The 18,447-nt window shown below is 53.4% G+C and carries 19 protein-coding genes; 14 read left to right on the top strand and 5 right to left on the bottom strand.

The features are described from left to right. Window position 1: 1 nt before the first annotated feature. Complete coding sequence (locus tag OGX89_RS23255; protein WP_003025723.1) at window positions 2–346, top strand: gamma-glutamylcyclotransferase family protein; 345 nt, start codon at window positions 2–4, stop codon at window positions 344–346. A 57-nt stretch (window positions 347–403) separates the two neighbouring features. On the opposite strand, the gene OGX89_RS23250 is transcribed toward OGX89_RS23255, so the two are convergent. The 3 genes from OGX89_RS23250 to ppa form a co-directional block, all read right to left on the bottom strand. Continuing rightward, entirely contained in the window at window positions 404–2,413 is a 2,010-nt protein-coding gene (locus OGX89_RS23250) for a TonB-dependent receptor domain-containing protein (protein WP_003830404.1), read from the bottom strand. An 84-nt stretch (window positions 2,414–2,497) separates the two neighbouring features. After that, window positions 2,498–3,568: a 7-bladed beta-propeller protein YncE gene (gene yncE, locus OGX89_RS23245; protein WP_126957076.1), complete on the bottom strand. Its 1,071-nt coding sequence runs from the start codon at window positions 3,566–3,568 to the stop codon at window positions 2,498–2,500. A 199-nt stretch (window positions 3,569–3,767) separates the two neighbouring features. Next, the gene (gene ppa, locus OGX89_RS23240) at window positions 3,768–4,295 is read right to left on the bottom strand and encodes an inorganic diphosphatase (protein ID WP_003025726.1); all 528 of its coding nucleotides are present in this window, start codon (window positions 4,293–4,295) and stop codon (window positions 3,768–3,770) included. Window positions 4,296–4,604: 309 nt separating this feature from the next. On the opposite strand from ppa, the gene ytfQ reads away from it, so the two are divergent. The 5 genes from ytfQ to OGX89_RS23215 all read left to right on the top strand — a co-directional run bounded on the left by ytfQ (window position 4,605) and on the right by OGX89_RS23215 (window position 10,407). Next, window positions 4,605–5,561: a galactofuranose ABC transporter substrate-binding protein YtfQ gene (ytfQ, locus tag OGX89_RS23235; protein WP_003025728.1), complete on the top strand. Its 957-nt coding sequence runs from the start codon at window positions 4,605–4,607 to the stop codon at window positions 5,559–5,561. A gap of 103 nt (window positions 5,562–5,664) precedes the next feature. Then, window positions 5,665–7,167 carry a galactofuranose ABC transporter, ATP-binding protein YtfR gene (gene ytfR, locus OGX89_RS23230; protein WP_003830398.1) on the top strand — a complete coding sequence of 501 codons (1,503 nt, stop codon included), beginning with the start codon at window positions 5,665–5,667 and terminating at the stop codon, window positions 7,165–7,167. A gap of 13 nt (window positions 7,168–7,180) precedes the next feature. Beyond that, entirely contained in the window at window positions 7,181–8,203 is a 1,023-nt protein-coding gene (gene ytfT / locus OGX89_RS23225) for a galactofuranose ABC transporter, ATP-binding protein YtfT (protein ID WP_003830397.1), read from the top strand. Beyond that, window positions 8,190–9,191 (top strand): galactofuranose ABC transporter, permease protein YjfF, encoded by a 1,002-nt coding sequence (yjfF, locus tag OGX89_RS23220; protein ID WP_008786036.1) that lies wholly within the window; start codon window positions 8,190–8,192, stop codon window positions 9,189–9,191. Before ytfT ends, yjfF begins: the two co-directional genes overlap by 14 nt. Before the next feature lie 103 nt (window positions 9,192–9,294). After that, window positions 9,295–10,407, top strand: a complete 1,113-nt coding sequence (locus OGX89_RS23215; RefSeq protein ID WP_003830393.1) for a methyl-accepting chemotaxis protein — start codon at window positions 9,295–9,297, stop codon at window positions 10,405–10,407. Window positions 10,408–10,483: 76 nt separating this feature from the next. On the opposite strand, the gene fbp is transcribed toward OGX89_RS23215, so the two are convergent. Further along, on the bottom strand, window positions 10,484–11,482 hold the full coding sequence (fbp, locus tag OGX89_RS23210) for a class 1 fructose-bisphosphatase (RefSeq protein ID WP_003830390.1): 999 nt from the start codon (window positions 11,480–11,482) through the stop codon (window positions 10,484–10,486). Window positions 11,483–11,657: 175 nt separating this feature from the next. Here fbp and mpl point away from each other — a divergent pair, with 175 nt between their 5' ends. Next, entirely contained in the window at window positions 11,658–13,034 is a 1,377-nt protein-coding gene (mpl, locus tag OGX89_RS23205) for a UDP-N-acetylmuramate:L-alanyl-gamma-D-glutamyl-meso-diaminopimelate ligase (protein WP_003830388.1), read from the top strand. 98 nt (window positions 13,035–13,132) lie between these two features. Here the strand turns inward: mpl and yjgA are convergent, their stop codons facing one another. Further along, the gene (yjgA, locus tag OGX89_RS23200) at window positions 13,133–13,684 is read right to left on the bottom strand and encodes a ribosome biogenesis factor YjgA (RefSeq protein ID WP_008786039.1); all 552 of its coding nucleotides are present in this window, start codon (window positions 13,682–13,684) and stop codon (window positions 13,133–13,135) included. Window positions 13,685–13,779: 95 nt separating this feature from the next. Here yjgA and pmbA point away from each other — a divergent pair, with 95 nt between their 5' ends. The 7 genes from pmbA to OGX89_RS23165 all read left to right on the top strand — a co-directional run bounded on the left by pmbA (window position 13,780) and on the right by OGX89_RS23165 (window position 18,376). Further along, complete coding sequence (gene pmbA, locus OGX89_RS23195; protein WP_003830385.1) at window positions 13,780–15,132, top strand: metalloprotease PmbA; 1,353 nt, start codon at window positions 13,780–13,782, stop codon at window positions 15,130–15,132. An 86-nt stretch (window positions 15,133–15,218) separates the two neighbouring features. After that, entirely contained in the window at window positions 15,219–15,605 is a 387-nt protein-coding gene (gene cybC / locus OGX89_RS23190; protein WP_003025756.1) for a cytochrome b562, read from the top strand. Window positions 15,606–15,936: 331 nt separating this feature from the next. Continuing rightward, complete coding sequence (locus OGX89_RS23185) at window positions 15,937–16,245, top strand: glycine dehydrogenase (protein ID WP_003025758.1); 309 nt, start codon at window positions 15,937–15,939, stop codon at window positions 16,243–16,245. A 10-nt stretch (window positions 16,246–16,255) separates the two neighbouring features. Further along, a complete protein-coding gene (locus OGX89_RS23180) occupies window positions 16,256–16,618 on the top strand; it encodes an SFCGS family glycine-rich protein (protein WP_003830384.1) in 363 nt (120 codons plus the stop codon). 2 nt (window positions 16,619–16,620) lie between these two features. Then, window positions 16,621–16,920, top strand: a complete 300-nt coding sequence (locus tag OGX89_RS23175) for a DUF4312 family protein (protein ID WP_003025762.1) — start codon at window positions 16,621–16,623, stop codon at window positions 16,918–16,920. Window positions 16,921–16,943: 23 nt separating this feature from the next. Beyond that, window positions 16,944–17,720: a DUF4311 domain-containing protein gene (locus tag OGX89_RS23170; RefSeq protein WP_003025764.1), complete on the top strand. Its 777-nt coding sequence runs from the start codon at window positions 16,944–16,946 to the stop codon at window positions 17,718–17,720. Window positions 17,721–17,731: 11 nt separating this feature from the next. Beyond that, a complete protein-coding gene (locus tag OGX89_RS23165) occupies window positions 17,732–18,376 on the top strand; it encodes a DUF4310 family protein (protein WP_003830379.1) in 645 nt (214 codons plus the stop codon). Window positions 18,377–18,447: the final 71 nt, after the last annotated feature.

Below are 18,447 nucleotides of genomic sequence, written 5' to 3'. Positions count from 1 at the left end.
AATGCGAATATTTGTCTACGGCAGTTTACGAACCAAACAAGGCAACAGCCACTGGATGACCAATGCCCTGTTGCTGGGAAATTTCAGTATCGATAACTACCAGTTGTACAGCCTGGGCCACTATCCAGGCGCGGTTCCGGGAAATGGAACAGTACACGGGGAAGTTTATCGTATTGATAACGCCACGCTGGCAGAGCTTGACGCTCTGCGTACCCGCGGCGGTGAATACGCACGCCAGTTAATTCAAACGCCGTACGGAAGTGCATGGATGTACGTGTACCAACGTCCGGTTGATGGCTTAACGCTGATTGAAAGCGGTAACTGGTTAGACAGAGACCAGTACTGATATATCGCCTACCAGAATAAACAACGCCGCCTTCGGGTGGCGTTGTTTATTAAAGGCTTAAAACTCCACGCGCGCGCCGAGGTTATAGCGGCGTCCTTCCACCTGCGCGGATTCATTCCATGCAGTCGTCAGTTTCGGATCCTCATCCAGCACGTTGTAGATCCCTGCCATCAGCTGCGTGTGCTTATTGAGCTTATAACGTACGCCTACGTCGACCATCGTGTAGTCATCGTACTTATAGTTATTGCCGCTGTTGCGGTTACTGCTGCGGTAATTCACCGTACTCCATACGTCCAGACTCTGCGTTGCCGCCCAGTTCAGCGACAGGTTCGCCATATGGCGCGGATAATCGTTGAGCGCGTAGCCTTTGTTTACGCCGCTTTTCTGTTCGCTGTGGTTCCAGGTGTAGTTAGCGTTGGCTTTCACATCTGCGCTAATCTGCCAGTCGGCATTCAGTTCTATACCGTACACGTCCGCCTTGCTGACGTTGAAGTATTTACTGACGGAGTCCGCCTTGTAGCCATTCACGGAGCACTGATTCGTCGATGTGGTTTCGCAAATGGTTTGTTCAGCAATTTTGTCTTTGAACTGCGTATAGAAGACGGTGCTATCCAGCGACAGCGCATTCCCCGTCCAGTAGAGGCCCAGCTCAGAGTTAACGCTTTGTTCTGGTTTCAGATCGTCGTTACCGACGGTCAGGAAGGGATAAGGTACAGTCGAGCCGTATGGGGTGACAAAGTCGCTGGATGTCGCACGCAGCTCAGGTTTTTTATAACCTGCGGAAACGCCGCCCTTCAGCGCCCAGTCATTGCTGAAGGCCCAGTTACCGTACATTTTCGGCGTAATATGTGTGCCAAAGTTATCATCCTGGTCCATACGCGCTGATGTGGTCAGGATGAAGTCGTCAATGCTCCAGCCGTCTTCAGCAAACAATGCCCAACCGTTACGGCTGATTTTTGTCACTGGCTCAGATCCGGGCAGCGTTTTGTTGGCCACATCAAAGCGGTCATTCAGCTCTTCGCGGGTGAAATTCGCCCCAACGGTCAGTTTATGGTTGTCGAGCGTGAAGGTGGTTTGCGAATTGGCGACGTAGTTCTCCATCTGCACATACTGCGGCGACTGGCTGTCATAAACGTACTTCGAACGGCCTTTTTCATAGTTTATGTAGTTGGTCGTTGCGATGGTGTCGTCGGCATACCAGCCGGTATGCGTTAGGGTGGCGGCGTTACGATCGAACAGCCATGACCACGGCGCGCCGCGCTTCTGGGTACGGTTTTTCTCCTGCTCACCGGTGACCACATTGAGGTCGAACAGGTTATTTTCGCTAGCGGCCAAGCCCAGCGTCATATCAACGGATTTACGGTTGTGTTTGCCGAAATAGTTATTGCGATCGTCATCGCGACGGTCGAGCCAGTCGGCCGCTACGCTAAGGCCGAGAACATCGGGCACAATCGGCCCCATGGTAAACAGATTCATCTGGCTGGTATTACCCAAATACTGGTGTTCCTGAAGCCAGGTATTGGCGGCAATTGCCGTTGTCCACTCTTTTGCACCATACGGTTTTTTAGTAATCACGTTGACCACACCGCCGATGGCATCTGAGCCGTACAGCGAGGACATGGGCCCGCGGATAACTTCGATACGCTCAATGGCCTCCATCGGCGGTAAGAAGTTGGCTTCAGTACCGATGTCATGCCCGTAAGGGCGAGATTCACCGGTATTTTGTTTGACGCTGTTGACCATAAACGCGGTATAGGACGGGTCCATGCCGCGGATCATAATGCTGCCAGCGTTCATGCCGCTGCTGTTAGTGACCGAGACGCCAGGAAGGTTTTTAATCGCTTCACCAATGCTACGGTCCGGCTGAATATCCAGCGTTTTACGATCGATAACGGAAATGGTGGCTGGCGCTTCGCGCTTTTGCTGCGAGAACCCAGATGCGGTGATCACCATTTCATCTTCGCTATTGCGTGAGGTTTCGGTGAGTTCTTCTGCCTGAGTGGGGAAAATAACACCGCCTGAGAATGCAACGATCCCTGTCAGCGTAATAAGTTGACGCGTTTTCATAATATAGATACCTGAAAAGTAAAAAATAAAAGCATCACCTTGCAGCCCAGAAAAGCTGCAAGGTGTCAGAAGCGTTTTTAATTATTAATATTTGGAGAGGTCGATTTTCAGCACGTAGTCGGGCTTCACACCTGCCATTTTTTCCGGCTGTTTGACGCTGACATACAGGGTGTTGGCATCAGACGAGAGCGCCAGGCTGTTAGGTAACGCATTGGTTTCAATGCTTTGTTTTACCTGATAAGTCTTGCTGTCCACAATGCTGATGCGTTTTGCATTTCGGTGGGTGATATACACTTCCTGGCGTTTTTCGTTATATATCACCGCCAGCGAGTTGATAACCTTAATGGGGGCAATAACCTTACCGGTATTAATATCAACAACCAGTACATCCGCTAAATCAGGATCGGTCAGGAATGCGCGATTATTTTTTGCATCCAAAGCAATATTCAGGAAAAAATGTTTTTTGCCGGGCTCAATGCTAAAGCGGCTAATAATTTGATGGTTGGTGGTATCCAGTGTAATAAGTTCGTTGCGGCCATTTACGACATACAGGCGGTTCTTATTTGCATCGACGGCCATGCCGGTCGGATACTGGCCCATGTTTTCAAGGGTAGCGATTTTCTCGCGCTTTTGCGTATCCACCACCCAGACAATGCCTTTTTCAGCCACGCCGGAAACGTACAGGCGGTGATGCTGTTTATCGAGCACCATTTCGCGGGTATGGACAATTTCTTTCGTGTTTTTGGCTTCGCTCAGTTGCAGTATCGCCAGCTCTTTACCGCTGCGGGTATCAATGAGCGTGACGGAACCCTCCAGCGTGTTACCCACGTACAGCACCTGATTTTCTTCATCCAGGGCAGTGGCAAAGGCACGACGGCTGGTTTCGATAACTTCAGTCGTGGTGAGTTTCTCCAGATCGAGTTTATAGATAAGCCCGCTGGTTTTATCTTTATCAAACGACGGCGACGAGGCAGCAAAAAGCGTATTCTGCTGGCTATCAACCGCCAGTTCATACACGCCGTTGCCAACGTCGCGGGTCAGAAAATCTTTCTCAGGTAGCGTCTGTGCCACGCTGGACAGGCTGGTAAATAACAGTGCTATGGCGAGAGCCACGCAGGAATAGCGTTTCAGGGACTTCACATTGTGGAGGTTCATTGACTTTTATTCACATTTATTTACATGCCGAGAATGATAATGAGATCTAATCTCATTCGCAATTAACATAAATGAAATGTGACTACCCAATCTGGTAGGTCAAAAAGAAAACAGCGAAGGGGAGGGGGAAAAGAAAGTAGAAATTAAAAAACCCTTACTAACCAGGGGCTGGCGTTCAGGGCTTTACGCTAACGCGAACTTACTTCTTCGCGCGCTCGAAGGAAGCAACGATTTCAGCTTTAGCAGCTTCAGCGTTGTCCCAACCGTCAACTTTCACCCATTTGCCCGCTTCGAGATCTTTGTAGTGTTCGAAGAAATGGGTGATCTGCGCTTTCAGCAGTTCCGGCAGGTCGGTCACATCTTTGATGTGATCGTATTCTTTGCTCAGCTTGGTGTGCGGTACCGCAACCAGTTTCGCATCTTCACCGGATTCGTCGGTCATTTTCAGTACGCCAACCGGACGGCAGCGGATCACTGAACCTGGCTCCAGCGGGTACGGAGTCGGGACCAGAACGTCTACCGGGTCACCATCCAGAGACAGGGTGTGGTTGATGTAACCGTAGTTGCACGGATAGAACATCGCGGTGGACATGAAGCGGTCAACGAACAGGGCGCCGCTCTCTTTGTCAACTTCGTATTTGATCGGATCTGCGTTCGCAGGGATCTCGATAACAACGTAGATATCTTCCGGCAGGTCTTTACCGGCAGGGACGTTGAGTAAGCTCATGTCTGTTTCCTTTAAATAAGCTATGGCAAACAAGTGGCGGGTATTATAGCCAACTCGCGCGGAATGTCTCCGCTTGTTTTCGCTTTCTCTGCGTGCATTTTCTTCTTTTCACCTCTCTCTCGTGACAGAAAAATCCATATCTTCAGCCGCATTTTTCATAGTGAGATGAAAGCGATTACAAAGTTGTGATTAACGTTTTATTTACTTTTTTGAAGTGTGATGTAACGCAATCCGTTACATGCTCAATTGTCTATAGTTTTTTCGCAACGGTTAATTAACCAACAATAATCACCCTACGAGGACGCACTTATGTGGAAGCGCTTACTTTTAGTCACAGCAGTTTCGGCAGCCATGTCGTCTATGGCAATGGCAGCCCCTTTAACCGTAGGATTTTCGCAGGTTGGTTCTGAATCCGGCTGGCGCGCCGCAGAAACCAACGTCGCGAAAAGCGAGGCCGAAAAGCGGGGAATTACGCTGAAAATCGCTGATGGCCAGCAAAAGCAGGAAAACCAGATTAAAGCAGTCCGCTCATTTGTTGCGCAGGGCGTCGACGCCATCTTTATTGCGCCAGTCGTGGCAACGGGTTGGGAGCCGGTGTTAAAAGAAGCTAAAGATGCCGACATTCCGGTCTTTTTGCTCGATCGTTCCATCGATGTAAAAGACAAATCTCTCTATATGACCACGGTCACCGCCGACAACGTGCTGGAAGGTAAATTGATCGGCGACTGGCTGATTAAACAAGTGGACGGCAAGCCGTGTAACGTCGTTGAGCTGCAAGGGACCGTTGGGGCCAGCGTGGCGATCGATCGTAAGAAAGGCTTTGCTGAAGCTATTGCCAGTGCGCCAAACATCAAAATTATTCGCTCTCAGTCCGGTGACTTCACCCGCAGTAAAGGGAAAGAAGTGATGGAGAGCTTTATCAAAGCGGAAAACAACGGCAAGAACATCTGTATGGTTTACGCCCACAACGATGACATGGTGATCGGTGCGATTCAGGCGATCAAAGAAGCGGGCCTGAAACCTGGCAAAGATATTCTCACCGGTTCTATCGATGGCGTACCGGATATCTACAAAGCGATGATTGACGGCGAAGCCAACGCCAGCGTCGAACTGACGCCGAATATGGCCGGCCCGGCATTCGACGCGCTGGAGAAATTCAAAAAAGACGGCACGATGCCTGAGAAGCTGACCATTACCAAATCGATCCTCTATCTGCCGGATACGGCGAAAGAAGAGTTAGAGAAGAAGAAAAACATGGGCTACTAAGCCTTCATGAAAATGCCGGGGGCGCTGCGCTTGCCCGGCCTACATTACGCTCTTTTGTAGGCCGGATAAGCGTAGCGCAATCCGGCGTGATGCAGGGGGAACCATGACCACCGACCAACATCAGGAAATCCTCCGCACCGAAGGATTAAGCAAATTCTTTCCCGGCGTCAAAGCGTTGGATAACGTGGATTTCAGCTTGCGTCGCGGTGAAATTATGGCGCTGCTGGGAGAAAACGGAGCCGGCAAATCGACGCTCATCAAAGCGCTGACCGGCGTTTACCATGCCGATCGTGGCACTATCTGGCTCGAAGGCCAACCGATTTCCCCCAAAAACACCGCCCATGCCCAGCAACTGGGGATTGGCACCGTGTACCAGGAAGTGAACCTGCTGCCCAATATGTCGGTTGCCGATAACTTATTTATTGGTCGTGAACCGCGGCGCTTTGGCCTGCTCCAGCGCAAACAGATGGAAAAACGCGCGACGGAGCTGATGGCGTCATACGGTTTTTCCCTCGACGTGCGCGAGCCGCTGAACCGCTTTTCCGTGGCGATGCAACAAATCGTCGCCATCTGTCGGGCGATCGATCTCTCCGCGAAAGTGCTGATCCTCGATGAGCCGACCGCCAGCCTTGATACCCAGGAAGTTGAAATGCTGTTTGGCCTGATGCGACATCTACGCGATCGGGGCGTCAGTCTGATCTTCGTCACCCACTTTCTCGATCAGGTTTATCAGGTCAGCGATCGCATTACCGTTCTGCGTAACGGCGGCTTCGTTGGCTGCCGTGAAACCCGAGAACTGCCTCAGATCGAACTGGTCAAAATGATGCTGGGCCGTGAACTGGATACCCATGCACTACAGCGTGCGGGCCGCACGTTGCTGAGTGATAAACCGGTGGCGGCATTCAGCGGCTTTGGCAAAAAAGGCACCATCGCGCCATTTGATCTACAGGTGCGTCCCGGTGAGATCGTCGGTCTCGCCGGACTATTGGGATCCGGGCGAACGGAAACGGCGGAGGTGATCTTCGGTATTAAACCCGCCGACAGCGGAAGTGCGCTGATCAAAGGCAAACCGCAGACCTTGCGATCGCCACATCAGGCTTCGTGTCTGGGGATCGGTTTCTGTCCGGAGGATCGCAAAACGGATGGCATTATTGCTGCCGCTTCGGTGCGGGAAAACATCATTCTGGCATTGCAGGCACAGCGCGGCTGGCTGCGGCCTATTCCCCGTAAAGAGCAAAACGAGATTGCCGATCGGTTTATCCGCCAGCTTGGTATTCGTACTCCAAACGCGGAGCAACCGATCGAATTTCTCTCCGGAGGCAATCAGCAAAAAGTATTGCTCTCGCGCTGGTTACTGACCAAACCGCAGTTCCTGATCCTCGATGAACCCACGCGTGGGATCGACGTTGGCGCGCATGCGGAGATCATCCGCCTGATCGAAACGCTGTGCGCGGATGGTCTGGCGCTGCTGGTGATTTCATCCGAACTGGAAGAGTTAGTGGGCTATGCCGATCGGGTCATTATTATGCGCGATCGCAAACAGGTGGCTGAGATCCCACTGGCTGAACTGTCCGTACCGGCAATCATGAACGCCATTGCGGCCTAAGGAGACTATGGTGATGCCTCAATCTCTCCCTCAATCCAATCCGTCTAAACGGCGGTTCCGTTGGCCAAAGGGGATGCCACAGCTGGTGGCGTTACTGCTGGTGCTGCTGGTGGATAGCCTGGTCGCCCCGCATTTCTACCAGGTGATTTTGCAGGATGGTCGGCTGTTCGGTAGCCCGATTGATATTCTCAACCGCGCCGCTCCCGTGGCGCTGTTGGCGATTGGTATGACGCTGGTGATTGCCACCGGCGGTATCGACCTTTCCGTGGGGGCCGTCATGGCTATTGCCGGTGCCACTACTGCGGCGATGACGGTGGCCGGGCACAGTCTGCCGGTGGTTCTGCTTGCCGCCTTAGGCTCCGGCATTCTGGCTGGGCTGTGGAACGGGATTCTGGTGGCCATCCTCAAGATTCAACCGTTCGTCGCCACGCTAATCCTGATGGTGGCCGGGCGCGGGGTGGCGCAGCTTATCACTTCCGGGCAGATCGTCACCTTTAACTCGCCCGAACTGTCATGGTTTGGCAGCGGCTCGCTTTTACTATTCCCCACGCCGGTAATTATTGCACTGCTCACGCTGGTGGTGTTCTGGCTGCTGACGCGGAAAACGGCGCTGGGTATGTTTATCGAAGCGGTGGGTATCAACATTCGTGCGGCAAAAAACGCCGGGGTGAACACCCGCATTATCGTGATGCTCACCTATGTGCTGAGCGGTCTGTGCGCGGCTATCGCTGGCATTATCGTCACGGCGGATATCCGGGGGGCAGATGCCAATAACGCCGGATTATGGCTGGAGCTGGATGCCATTCTGGCGGTGGTTATCGGCGGCGGCTCGCTGATGGGCGGGCGCTTTAACCTGCTGCTGTCGGTGGTAGGCGCGTTGATTATTCAGGGCATGAACACCGGGATTTTGCTGTCGGGCTTCCAGCCGGAACTGAATCAGGTGGTCAAAGCCGTGGTGGTGTTGTGTGTGCTGGTCGTGCAGTCGCAACGCTTTATCAGCCTGATAAAAGGAGTGCGTGGTCATGATAAAACGTAATTTACCGCTGATGATCACCCTCGGCGTGTTTGTGCTGGGTTATCTCTACTGCCTGACGCAGTTTCCCGCTTTTGCTTCCACCCGGGTCATTTGCAATATCCTGACCGATAACGCCTTTCTGGGCATCATTGCCGTAGGCATGACCTTCGTGATCCTCTCTGGCGGGATCGACCTTTCCGTTGGCTCGGTGATCGCCTTTACCGGCGTATTTCTGGCAAAGGCCATTGGTTATTGGGGCATTTCCCCGCTGCTGGCGTTCCCATTGGTTTTGCTGATGGGCTGCGCGTTTGGTGCGTTTATGGGGTTACTGATTGATGCGCTGAAGATCCCGGCATTTATTATCACCCTGGCGGGAATGTTCTTCCTGCGCGGCGTCAGCTATCTGGTCTCTGAAGAATCTATCCCAATTAATCATCCGGTTTATGACACGCTCTCAAGCCTGGCATGGAAAATTCCCGGCGGTGGTCGCCTGAGCGCGATGGGATTGCTGATGCTGGCGGTTGTCGTCATCGGCATATTCCTGGCGCACCGTACGCGCTTTGGTAATCAGGTTTACGCGATTGGCGGCAACGCCACCTCTGCCAACCTGATGGGCATCTCAACTCGCAGCACCACCATCCGCATTTATATGCTGTCTACCGGGCTTGCGACGCTTGCCGGCATTGTCTTTTCCATTTACACCCAGGCGGGCTATGCGCTGGCGGGCGTTGGCGTCGAACTGGATGCGATAGCCTCAGTGGTGATTGGCGGAACGCTGCTCAGCGGTGGGGTCGGTACAGTGTTAGGGACGTTGTTTGGCGTCGCCATTCAGGGGCTGATCCAGACCTACATTAATTTTGACGGCACATTAAGTTCCTGGTGGACGAAGATCGCGATTGGCATTTTATTGTTTATATTTATAGCGTTACAACGCGGTCTGACGGTGCTTTGGGAAAATCGTCAAAGCTCGCCGGTGACCCGAGTGGGTACGGCGGCAACACCAAAGTAACATCCTGATTTTGCACAAAACATTTAAATACCTAAACTTTTTCCGGTTGTAGTCGATAGGTTCTGTACAGGTCTGTTTTAACCCTACAACCGGAAATATAACGATGCCAAAATCCCTTTCAATTCGATCAAGTTTGTTGGTGTTATTGTCTTTGCTGACGTTCCTTCTGTTACTGACCGGTGGTATGGGGCTATATGCCTCTACGCGCGTCATTACCTCATTGATCTATCACGGTATTATGAGCACTGCGATGTTGGCTGCTATCGCATTGCTGGCGGTTATTTGGTTTATGCTGCGAAATAAGTTTCTCAAACCGTTGGATACTATGGTTGAGCAACTGGAACGCCTGGCAACGGGGGACTTGTCGCCGGTTACCGCGCTGTCAGCCAGCGCCGAATTCAACCGTCTGAACGCGGCAATGGATGACATGCGCCATGCGCTGGGCGACTCGGTACAGCGCGTACGCGATGCCAGTTCGCAAATTGATATTGGCAGTCGTGAACTGACGGCCGGGAACCAGCATCTGGCGCAACGCACTGAATCCACAGCCACTTCGCTGGAGCAGACCGCCGCCAGCATGGAAGAACTCACGGCGACGGTGAAACAGAATGCGCAGAACGCGGAACAGGCGCACCAGCTGGCAAAATCGGTGTCGGATACCGCCGATCGCGGTAGCGAAATGGTGTGCTATGTGATCGAGAAAATGCGCGATATTTCAGGAAGTTCCAGCCGAATCGCCGACATCCTCAGCGTGATTGATGGCATTGCTTTCCAGACCAATATTCTGGCGCTCAATGCTTCCGTTGAAGCGGCGCGAGCTGGTGAGCAGGGGCGGGGCTTTGCGGTTGTTGCTGGTGAAGTGCGTAATCTGGCCAGTCGCAGCGCCGAGGCGGCCAAAGAGATCCGTACGCTAATCAGCGATTCGCACACCCATGTGGGGGAAGGCAGTGAACTGGCGCAGCAGGCGGGCGAAACCATGGATGAAATCGCGACCGAGGTTATGCGTATGACCAAACTGATGCGTGAAATTGCCAGTGCGTCCCAGGAACAGAGTCGCGGCATAGAGCAGGTGAATATCGCGGTGATTCAGATGGATGAAACGGCACAGCAAAACGCGGCGCTGGTACAGCAGTCTTCAGCGGCTACCCGCTCGCTGGAAGAGCAGTCTTCAGCGCTAATCGAAGCAATGGCCGTATTTAAGCTACAGAAAGCGTAACCGGACGATGGATTTTGTAGGCCGGATGGCAACGCTACGCGTTTTATCCGGCCTACGTCCGTGCGATGAATGATACTTACGCGTCCGGGAACTCGCGGATAAAGCGTTCTACATCTTCAACCATATGGTCGTTACCCACGAAGAAGGAGCGGCGCTGGTGCAGACTTTCTGGGGTGATATCCAGAATGCGTTCTTTACCATCGCTGGCTTTGCCGCCCGCCTGCTCGGCCAGGAAGGCCATCGGGTTGCATTCATACAGCAGACGCAGTTTCCCTTGCGGATGGCTGGCGGTGCTTGGGTACAGGTAGATCCCGCCTTTCAGCAGATTGCGATGGAAATCCGCAACCAGAGAGCCAATGTAGCGCGAGGTATACGGGCGCTGGGTTGGCTTATCTTCTTCCTGGCAGAATTTAATGTACTTCTTCACGCCGTTCGGGAATTTGATGTAGTTGCCTTCGTTAATGGAGTACGTGCTGCCTTTCGCCGGGAAGCGCATACGTTCCTGGCTGAGGCAGAATACGCCCAGAGAAGGATCGTAGGTGAAGGCATGTACGCCACAGCCGGTGGTATACACCAGCATGGTGGAAGAACCATAAACAACGTAACCTGCAGCAACCTGCTTGTTGCCCGGTTGCAGGAAATCCTCTTCCGTGACCGGTGTGCCGACTGGGGTTACGCGGCGGTAAATAGAGAAAATCGTACCGACAGAGACGTTAACATCGATGTTGGATGAGCCATCCAGCGGATCCATTAGCACAACGTATTTAGCGTGTTCACAGCCTTCAAAGACGACGATTTCATCTTCTTCTTCTGAGGCAATGCCCGCCACAATGTCGCGCGCCTTCAGTGCAGCTTTCAGTTTTTCGTTCGCGAACAGATCGAGTTTTTGCTGAACCTCTCCCTGCACGTTCTCAGCACCGCTGGCACCCAGGATATCGACCAGACCGGCCTTATTGATATCGCGGTGGATGATCTTGGCGCCCAGCTTTATTGCCGACAACAAAGCAGTGAGTTCACCGGTAGCATGAGAAAACTCGTGCTGCTTTTCGACAATAAATTCACCTAACGTTTTCATAACACTTTCCCTGCAATTTATGTGGAGTAAAGCGACCGCAACAATATTAACAAATATTTCCATTGCTGCGCTTAGGTGAATCGCGCCAGCAAACTGCGGAATATCCTGAAATGCGTTTCTCACTTGCCGGACATGTGCGTAAAATGGCCCCCAGATTAAAAAAGGATAGTGACGTATGCGCATTCATATTTTGGGAATTTGTGGCACTTTCATGGGCGGTCTGGCGATGCTGGCGCGCTCGCTCGGTCATGAAGTAACCGGTTCGGACGCCAATGTGTATCCGCCGATGAGTACCTTACTTGAGAAGCAAGGCATTGATCTGATTCAGGGTTACGATGCCAGCCAGCTCGACCCACAGCCGGACCTGGTGATCATTGGCAATGCTATGACCCGTGGTAATCCGTGCGTGGAAGCGGTGCTGGAAAAGAACATTCCGTACATGTCCGGCCCGCAGTGGCTGCATGACTTTGTCTTGCGCGATCGCTGGGTACTGGCGGTTGCGGGTACGCACGGCAAAACCACTACCGCCGGAATGGCGACCTGGATCCTCGAAGCCTGCGGCTATAAACCTGGCTTTGTGATCGGCGGCGTTCCGGGCAACTTTGAGGTTTCCGCGCGCCTCGGCGAGAGCGACTTCTTCGTGATTGAAGCGGATGAGTACGACTGTGCGTTCTTCGACAAGCGTTCTAAATTCGTGCATTACTGCCCGCGCACGCTGATCCTCAATAACCTTGAGTTCGATCACGCGGATATCTTTGACGATCTGAAAGCTATTCAGAAACAGTTCCACCATCTGGTGCGTATCGTGCCGGGCCAGGGACGCATCATCTACCCGGAAAACGACATCAATCTGAAACAGACGATGGCGATGGGCTGCTGGAGCGAACAAGAGCTGGTGGGCGAACAAGGTCACTGGCAGGCGAAAAAACTGACCACCGATGCCTCCGAGTGGGAAGTGTGGCTGGACGGTGAAAAAGTCGGCGAAGTGAAGTGGGGCCTGGTGGGCGAGCACAACATGCACAACGGCCTGATGGCGATTGCAGCCGCGCGTCATGTTGGCGTCGTGCCTGCGGATGCGGCCAATGCATTGGGCTCGTTCATCAACGCCCGTCGCCGTCTTGAGCTGCGCGGTGAAGCCAATGGCGTGACGGTGTATGACGATTTTGCCCATCACCCGACGGCCATTCTGGCAACGCTTGCGGCACTGCGCGGTAAAGTGGGCGGCACGGCGCGCATCATCGCTGTGCTGGAACCTCGCTCGAACACCATGAAAATGGGCCTGTGCAAAGATGACCTGGCGCCGTCGTTAGGGCGTGCAGACGAAGTGTTCCTGCTGCAACCCCCGCACATTCCGTGGCAGGTCGCAGAAGTCGCTGAAGCCTGCGTTCAGCCGGCACACTGGAGCGGCGATGTGGATGCACTGGCTGATATGGTGGTGAAAACCGCGCAGCCTGGCGATCACATTCTGGTGATGAGCAACGGCGGGTTTGGCGGCATTCATCAAAAACTGCTGGATGGTCTGGCGAAGAAAGCTCAGGCGGAAGAAGAGTAAAAAATGCCCGGTGGCGCTACGCTTACCGGGCCTACAACGGATCGTAGGCCGGATAAGGTATTTGCACCGCCATCCGGCACTTTCGGCGGACGAAGAGGTTAGGCCTCGTTTTCCGCCAGTTCACGCAGATACTGGAAGATCTGGCGGGAAGATTTTGGCGGCTTGTTGCCCGCTTTTTCTTTCCTGGCGTTACGCACCAGCGAACGCAGTTGCTGACGGTCGGCGTCAGGCCACAGGTTCATCACTTCTTCGATAGCTTCATCGCTACCGTCAACCATACGGTCACGCAGTTGCTCCAGCTTATGGAAGACAACGACCTGTTGGTTGTGACGGTTTTTCAGCTTGTCCAGCGCCTGACGGATAGGATCAACATCGCGCTGGCGCAACATTTTGCCAATCAGCTGCAGCTGACGACGGCGACCTTCCATCTTAATACGCTGGGCCAGCTCAATCGCGGCACGTAAATCCGCATCGAGCGGGATTTTATCCAGCGCGTTTTTCCCCAGTTTTACCAGTTCCACACCCAGGTGTTTTAACTCCTCGGCGTCACGTTTTATTTCACTTTTACTGACCCAGATAATTTCATCGTCTTCGTCTTCGATGTCATCACCGGGAACGTCGTCGAGCCAGTCTTCGGGCTGCTTAGTCATGTCAGGCTCCTTAAAAAAAGAGGCTAATGTTACCAGTTAAGATGCGCACTGAAAAACGGTTCTCTGTTAGACTTCAGAGAAACTCTCTCTACATTATGGCATTTGCGATGAAAGTAATCTCACAAGTTGAAGCGCAGCGTAAGATTCTGGAAGAAGCAGTCTCGACGGCACTGGAATTAGCGTCAGGTAAGTCGGATGGCGCGGAAGTCGCTGTGAGCAAGACCACGGGTATTAGCGTCAGCACCCGTTATGGTGAAGTGGAGAACGTCGAATTCAATAGCGATGGTGCACTGGGGATTACGGTTTACCATCAAAACCGTAAAGGCAGCGCATCGTCCACCGATTTAAGCCCGCAGGCGATTGCACGCACCGTGCAGGCCGCGCTGGACATTGCACGTTACACTTCGCCGGACCCGTGTGCGGGCGTGGCAGATAAAGAACTGCTGGCCTTTGATGCGCCCGATCTGGACCTGTTTCACCCGGCGGAAGTTTCCCCTGATGAAGCTATCGAACTGGCTGCTCGTGCAGAACAGGCGGCGTTGCAGGCTGACAAACGTATCACCAACACCGAAGGCGGCAGCTTTAACAGCCACTATGGCATCAAAGTGTTTGGCAACAGCCACGGCATGCTGCAGGGCTATTGCTCCACGCGCCATTCCCTTTCCAGCTGCGTAATCGCAGAAGAAAATGGCGATATGGAGCGTGATTACGCCTACACCATTGGCCGGGCGATGGGCGATCTGCAAACGCCGGAGTGGGTGGGGGCTGACTGTGCTCGCCGTACCTTATCTCGCCTGTCTCCGCGTAAACTTTCCACCATGAAAGCACCAGTGATTTTCGCCAATGAAGTGGCGACCGGACTGTTCGGACACCTGGTTGGCGCGATTGCTGGTGGCTCGGTGTACCGCAAATCCACCTTCCTGCTCGACTCGCTGGGCAAGCAAATTCTGCCGGAATGGCTGACCATTGAAGAACATCCGCACCTGCTGAAAGGGCTGGCGTCGTCGCCGTTCGACAGCGAAGGCGTACGGACCGAACGCCGCGACATTATTAAAGACGGCGTGCTGACTCAGTGGCTGCTGACCAACTATTCCGCACGTAAGCTGGGGCTGAAGAGCACCGGTCATGCAGGCGGGATCCACAACTGGCGAATTCCGGGACAGGGTCTAAGCTTCGAGCAGTTGCTTAAAGAGATGGGCACAGGTCTTGTGGTTACCGAGCTGATGGGACAGGGCGTAAGCGGCATTACCGGCGATTACTCGCGCGGCGCGGCGGGCTTCTGGGTCGAAAACGGCGAAATTCAGTACCCGGTGAGTGAAATTACCATCGCCGGTAACTTAAAAGAGATGTGGCGTAATATCGTCACCGTCGGCAACGATATTGAAACGCGCAGTAATATTCAGTGTGGTTCGGTCCTGTTGCCGGAGATGAAGATCGCCGGGCAATAATATCCGTCATACTTCAAGCTGTGGCGTGAATTATTGAGGGTATCTGGCGTTTGTTTATTTTTGAATAATAAAAAAGGAAGTGAGCAATGCGTAAACACCTGTTAGCGATCGTCGCAGCTTCAACGCTGGTTCTTGGTTCTTCTGCGTTTGCAGCCGATCTTGAAGACGATATGGGGATCCTCAACGACAACCTGAAAATCGTCGAAAAAACGGATAATGCGACTGAACTGAAAGATGCGTTAACCAAAATGCGTGCAGCCGCACTGGACGCGCAAAAGGGAACGCCGCCGAAGCTGGAAAACAAATCCCCGGACAGCCCGGAGATGAAGGATTTCCGCCACGGCTTTGACACGCTGATCGGTCAGATCGACGGTGCGTTGAAGCTGGCGAACGAAGGTAAAGTTAAAGAGGCGAAAGCCGTTGCGGAAGAGCTGAAAACTACGCGCAACGAAAACCACAAGAAGTTCCGCTAATCTGCGCTATCCGGCCTGCATACCCGTAGGTCGGATAAAACCCCCGCTACTGCACGTCCCATAAGTAAACGCTATCCCCATCACATTTTTTCATTTTTATCGTCCATTCATTGTTCGCACTTCCTTCCATTTTTCTGCTCGCTCTTGCGATCTCAATCACATTCTTCCAGTGATAAATCGTGGTTCCAGCCCTTTTTGCGGCACAGATCACTATCGCTGCACACCTTTCCACTTCGAAGTGGAAAACAACTCGCTACAAACTTATAACCTCCGTCGCTAATTTACCCTCAGAGACATTAACGGGGTAAGACGAGTGAATAACGGAGCTGTAATGAATGACATGGGGGAATCGGTGGAACTGGCCGACCGCATGCTGGCGCAGGTGTATGCCTTGCTGCGAGAACGCAACATTATTCCCAACGCCGTACAGGAACAGATGCTGACGTCGCATGTTCGCGCCATGGCGCACCGCTCGGTAACGGGTGAACCCTTACCAGAGGTCGATGCCAGCTTGTTTGATGAAATATCTGCCGAATCAATGGCGCTTGCCCGCGACGTGGTCGCCGAGTTTGGCAATCTTCCTGAGGAAGAGGCCTGGCTGCTGTCGGTGCACTTCGAAGTCGCGAAAGACAACCTTTAAGGAGCAAAAGATGGAACAGATTACCGTAGTGATTGGCGATCGTCTGGGTAAAGGCCAGAAAGTGGCGGCAGGCGTAGAGAAAGCGGGTGGCCGTGCCGTTGTGGTGCCGGGCGTTGCAGCAGATATGAAGCTGGGTGACGTGATGAAAGCGGAAAACGCCACCTTTGGTATCTCGTTTTGTGGCAGTGGTGGTGCGGGTGCGATTACCGCGCAGACCAAATACGGCTACAAGGCGAAATACGGCATGCGCTCGGTCGATGAAGGGGTAACCGCCATCAACGAAGGGTGCAACGTACTGGGATTCGGCTTTATGGATAAAGAAGAGCTCGGCGAGCGCCTGGTGCAGGCGTGGCAAAAGAAACACGGCGCTTAAGCATGAAAGAGCAATTCACCACCACGGTGAGAGTCACGGGTAAGGGCGAGACTAAAGCTCGCGCCTTTGCCGATGCCCTGAACCACGTTCAGGCTGCGGTGATGAAAGCGTCGCCGCATATCTTACTGCGTATTGAGCCACAGGATGTGCAGGTTGTTCAAGCGCGTGAATCGGTGCGTAAAGAGGCATTTTTATTCCTCTTTTTGCGCCGGGAAAGACGCACTTTCAGCGTGGAGCTGGACGTGACCGTCAACGTGACTGCCATCAATCTCGACAAGGTGGATTTCGTTACGCAACGCTGATTTTTCTATTAAAAGGCATAATTATGTTCCTGATAATATTAATAAAATCGCTCATCATCGGCGCGTTGGTTGGCGTTGGTGTCGGCGCTGGGGCTGCACGCATGTTTCATGCGCCTACCACTCAAGGGATGGGCGCGTTTCGTACTCTGGGAGAACTGAATTCCTGCGAAGGAGATCCAGCTTCTCACTTCTCGTTCGGCCTGGGCTTCTTCTTTAATGCCTGGGCTTCCTCCGTTGCGGCGGGGGCGTTCACGCAGGACGTCGACCATCGCATCATCCCTAACTGGGGCGCCGCCGCGCTGATGATTAAAAATCGCAACGTCGGTGAAACGCTGCACGACCCCAAACGCATGGCAATTGCCTGCGGCGTTATCGGGATGATCGTAGTGACCTTCCTGAACCTCACCGCATCATCCGTACCGGAAGCGTTGCAAGTTACCGCCGTCAAGGTGCTGGTGCCCGCGGCTAACCTGCTGGTTAACACCGTGATGCCAGTGATCTTCTGGCTGGCGGCGATCGACGCTGGTAAGAAATCCGGCTTCTGGGCCACCGTTTTTGGCGGCGCGGCGCAGCTGATTATGGGCAACGCCGTTCCGGGTCTGGTTCTCGGCATTCTGATCGGCAAAGGTGTTGAAGAGAGCGGCTGGAACCACGTCACGAAAGTGATGATGGTGGCTATCGTCGCGCTGTTTGTCCTGAGCGGCTTCTTCCGTGGCTTCGACATGAAGATGATCGAATCCTTCCATCTGACCGTGCCTAACTGGCTCGAACTTATCCACAACTCGCTCAGCGGCAAATAACGGAGGTCATCATGGAACAGAATAAAGGTTTTTGGTTCGCTGACTGGTCGTTCCCGATCTTCGTGGGCCTGCTCTCCTCTGGCGTATTTGCCGGAACACACATGTACTACCTGTACGGTATTGGCGCATTTAACGAAGTGGCTTTTGTGGCGATGCTGAAGGCGGGAATGGATACCGGCTCCTACGGGGCGGTGGCGGCATTTGGCGCAAGCTTCCTGTTTGCCCGCATCATTGAAGGTTCGCTGGTGGGGATTTTGGACATCGGCGGGGCGATTCAGACCGGGGTCGGATTAGGTGTTCCGGCGCTGCTGCTGGGCGCGGGCATTATCTTCCCGGTCGCCAACTTCGCCGCCTCGCTGGTCACCGGTCTGGTGATTGGTCTGGCGATTGGCTACATCATCATCCTGGCGCGTAAGTTCACCATCAACCAGAGCGACTCAACCTACGGTGCGGACGTCATGATGGGGGCCGGTAACGCCTCCGGCCGCTTCCTCGGACCGTTGATTATCCTTAGCGCGATGACGGCTTCTATTCCTATCGGAATCGGTTCTCTGGCGGGCGCGCTGCTGTTTTATCTGTGGCAAAAACCGATTACCGGCGGGGCGATCCTCGGCGCAATGATCCTCGGGTCCATCTTCCCGATTGCTATTAGCTGATGGTGTGTCGTTGTAGGCCGGATAAGGCGCAGCCGCCATCCGGCAATGACGCCTGATGGCGCTGCGCCTTA

The sequence above is a fragment of the Citrobacter sp. Cpo103 genome (assembly GCF_030332605.1).
GTDB classification, from domain to species: Bacteria; Pseudomonadota; Gammaproteobacteria; order Enterobacterales; family Enterobacteriaceae; genus Citrobacter; species Citrobacter portucalensis.
Note: the sequence above shows the minus strand (reverse complement) of the source record. Positions and strands in the feature narration are given on the sequence as shown.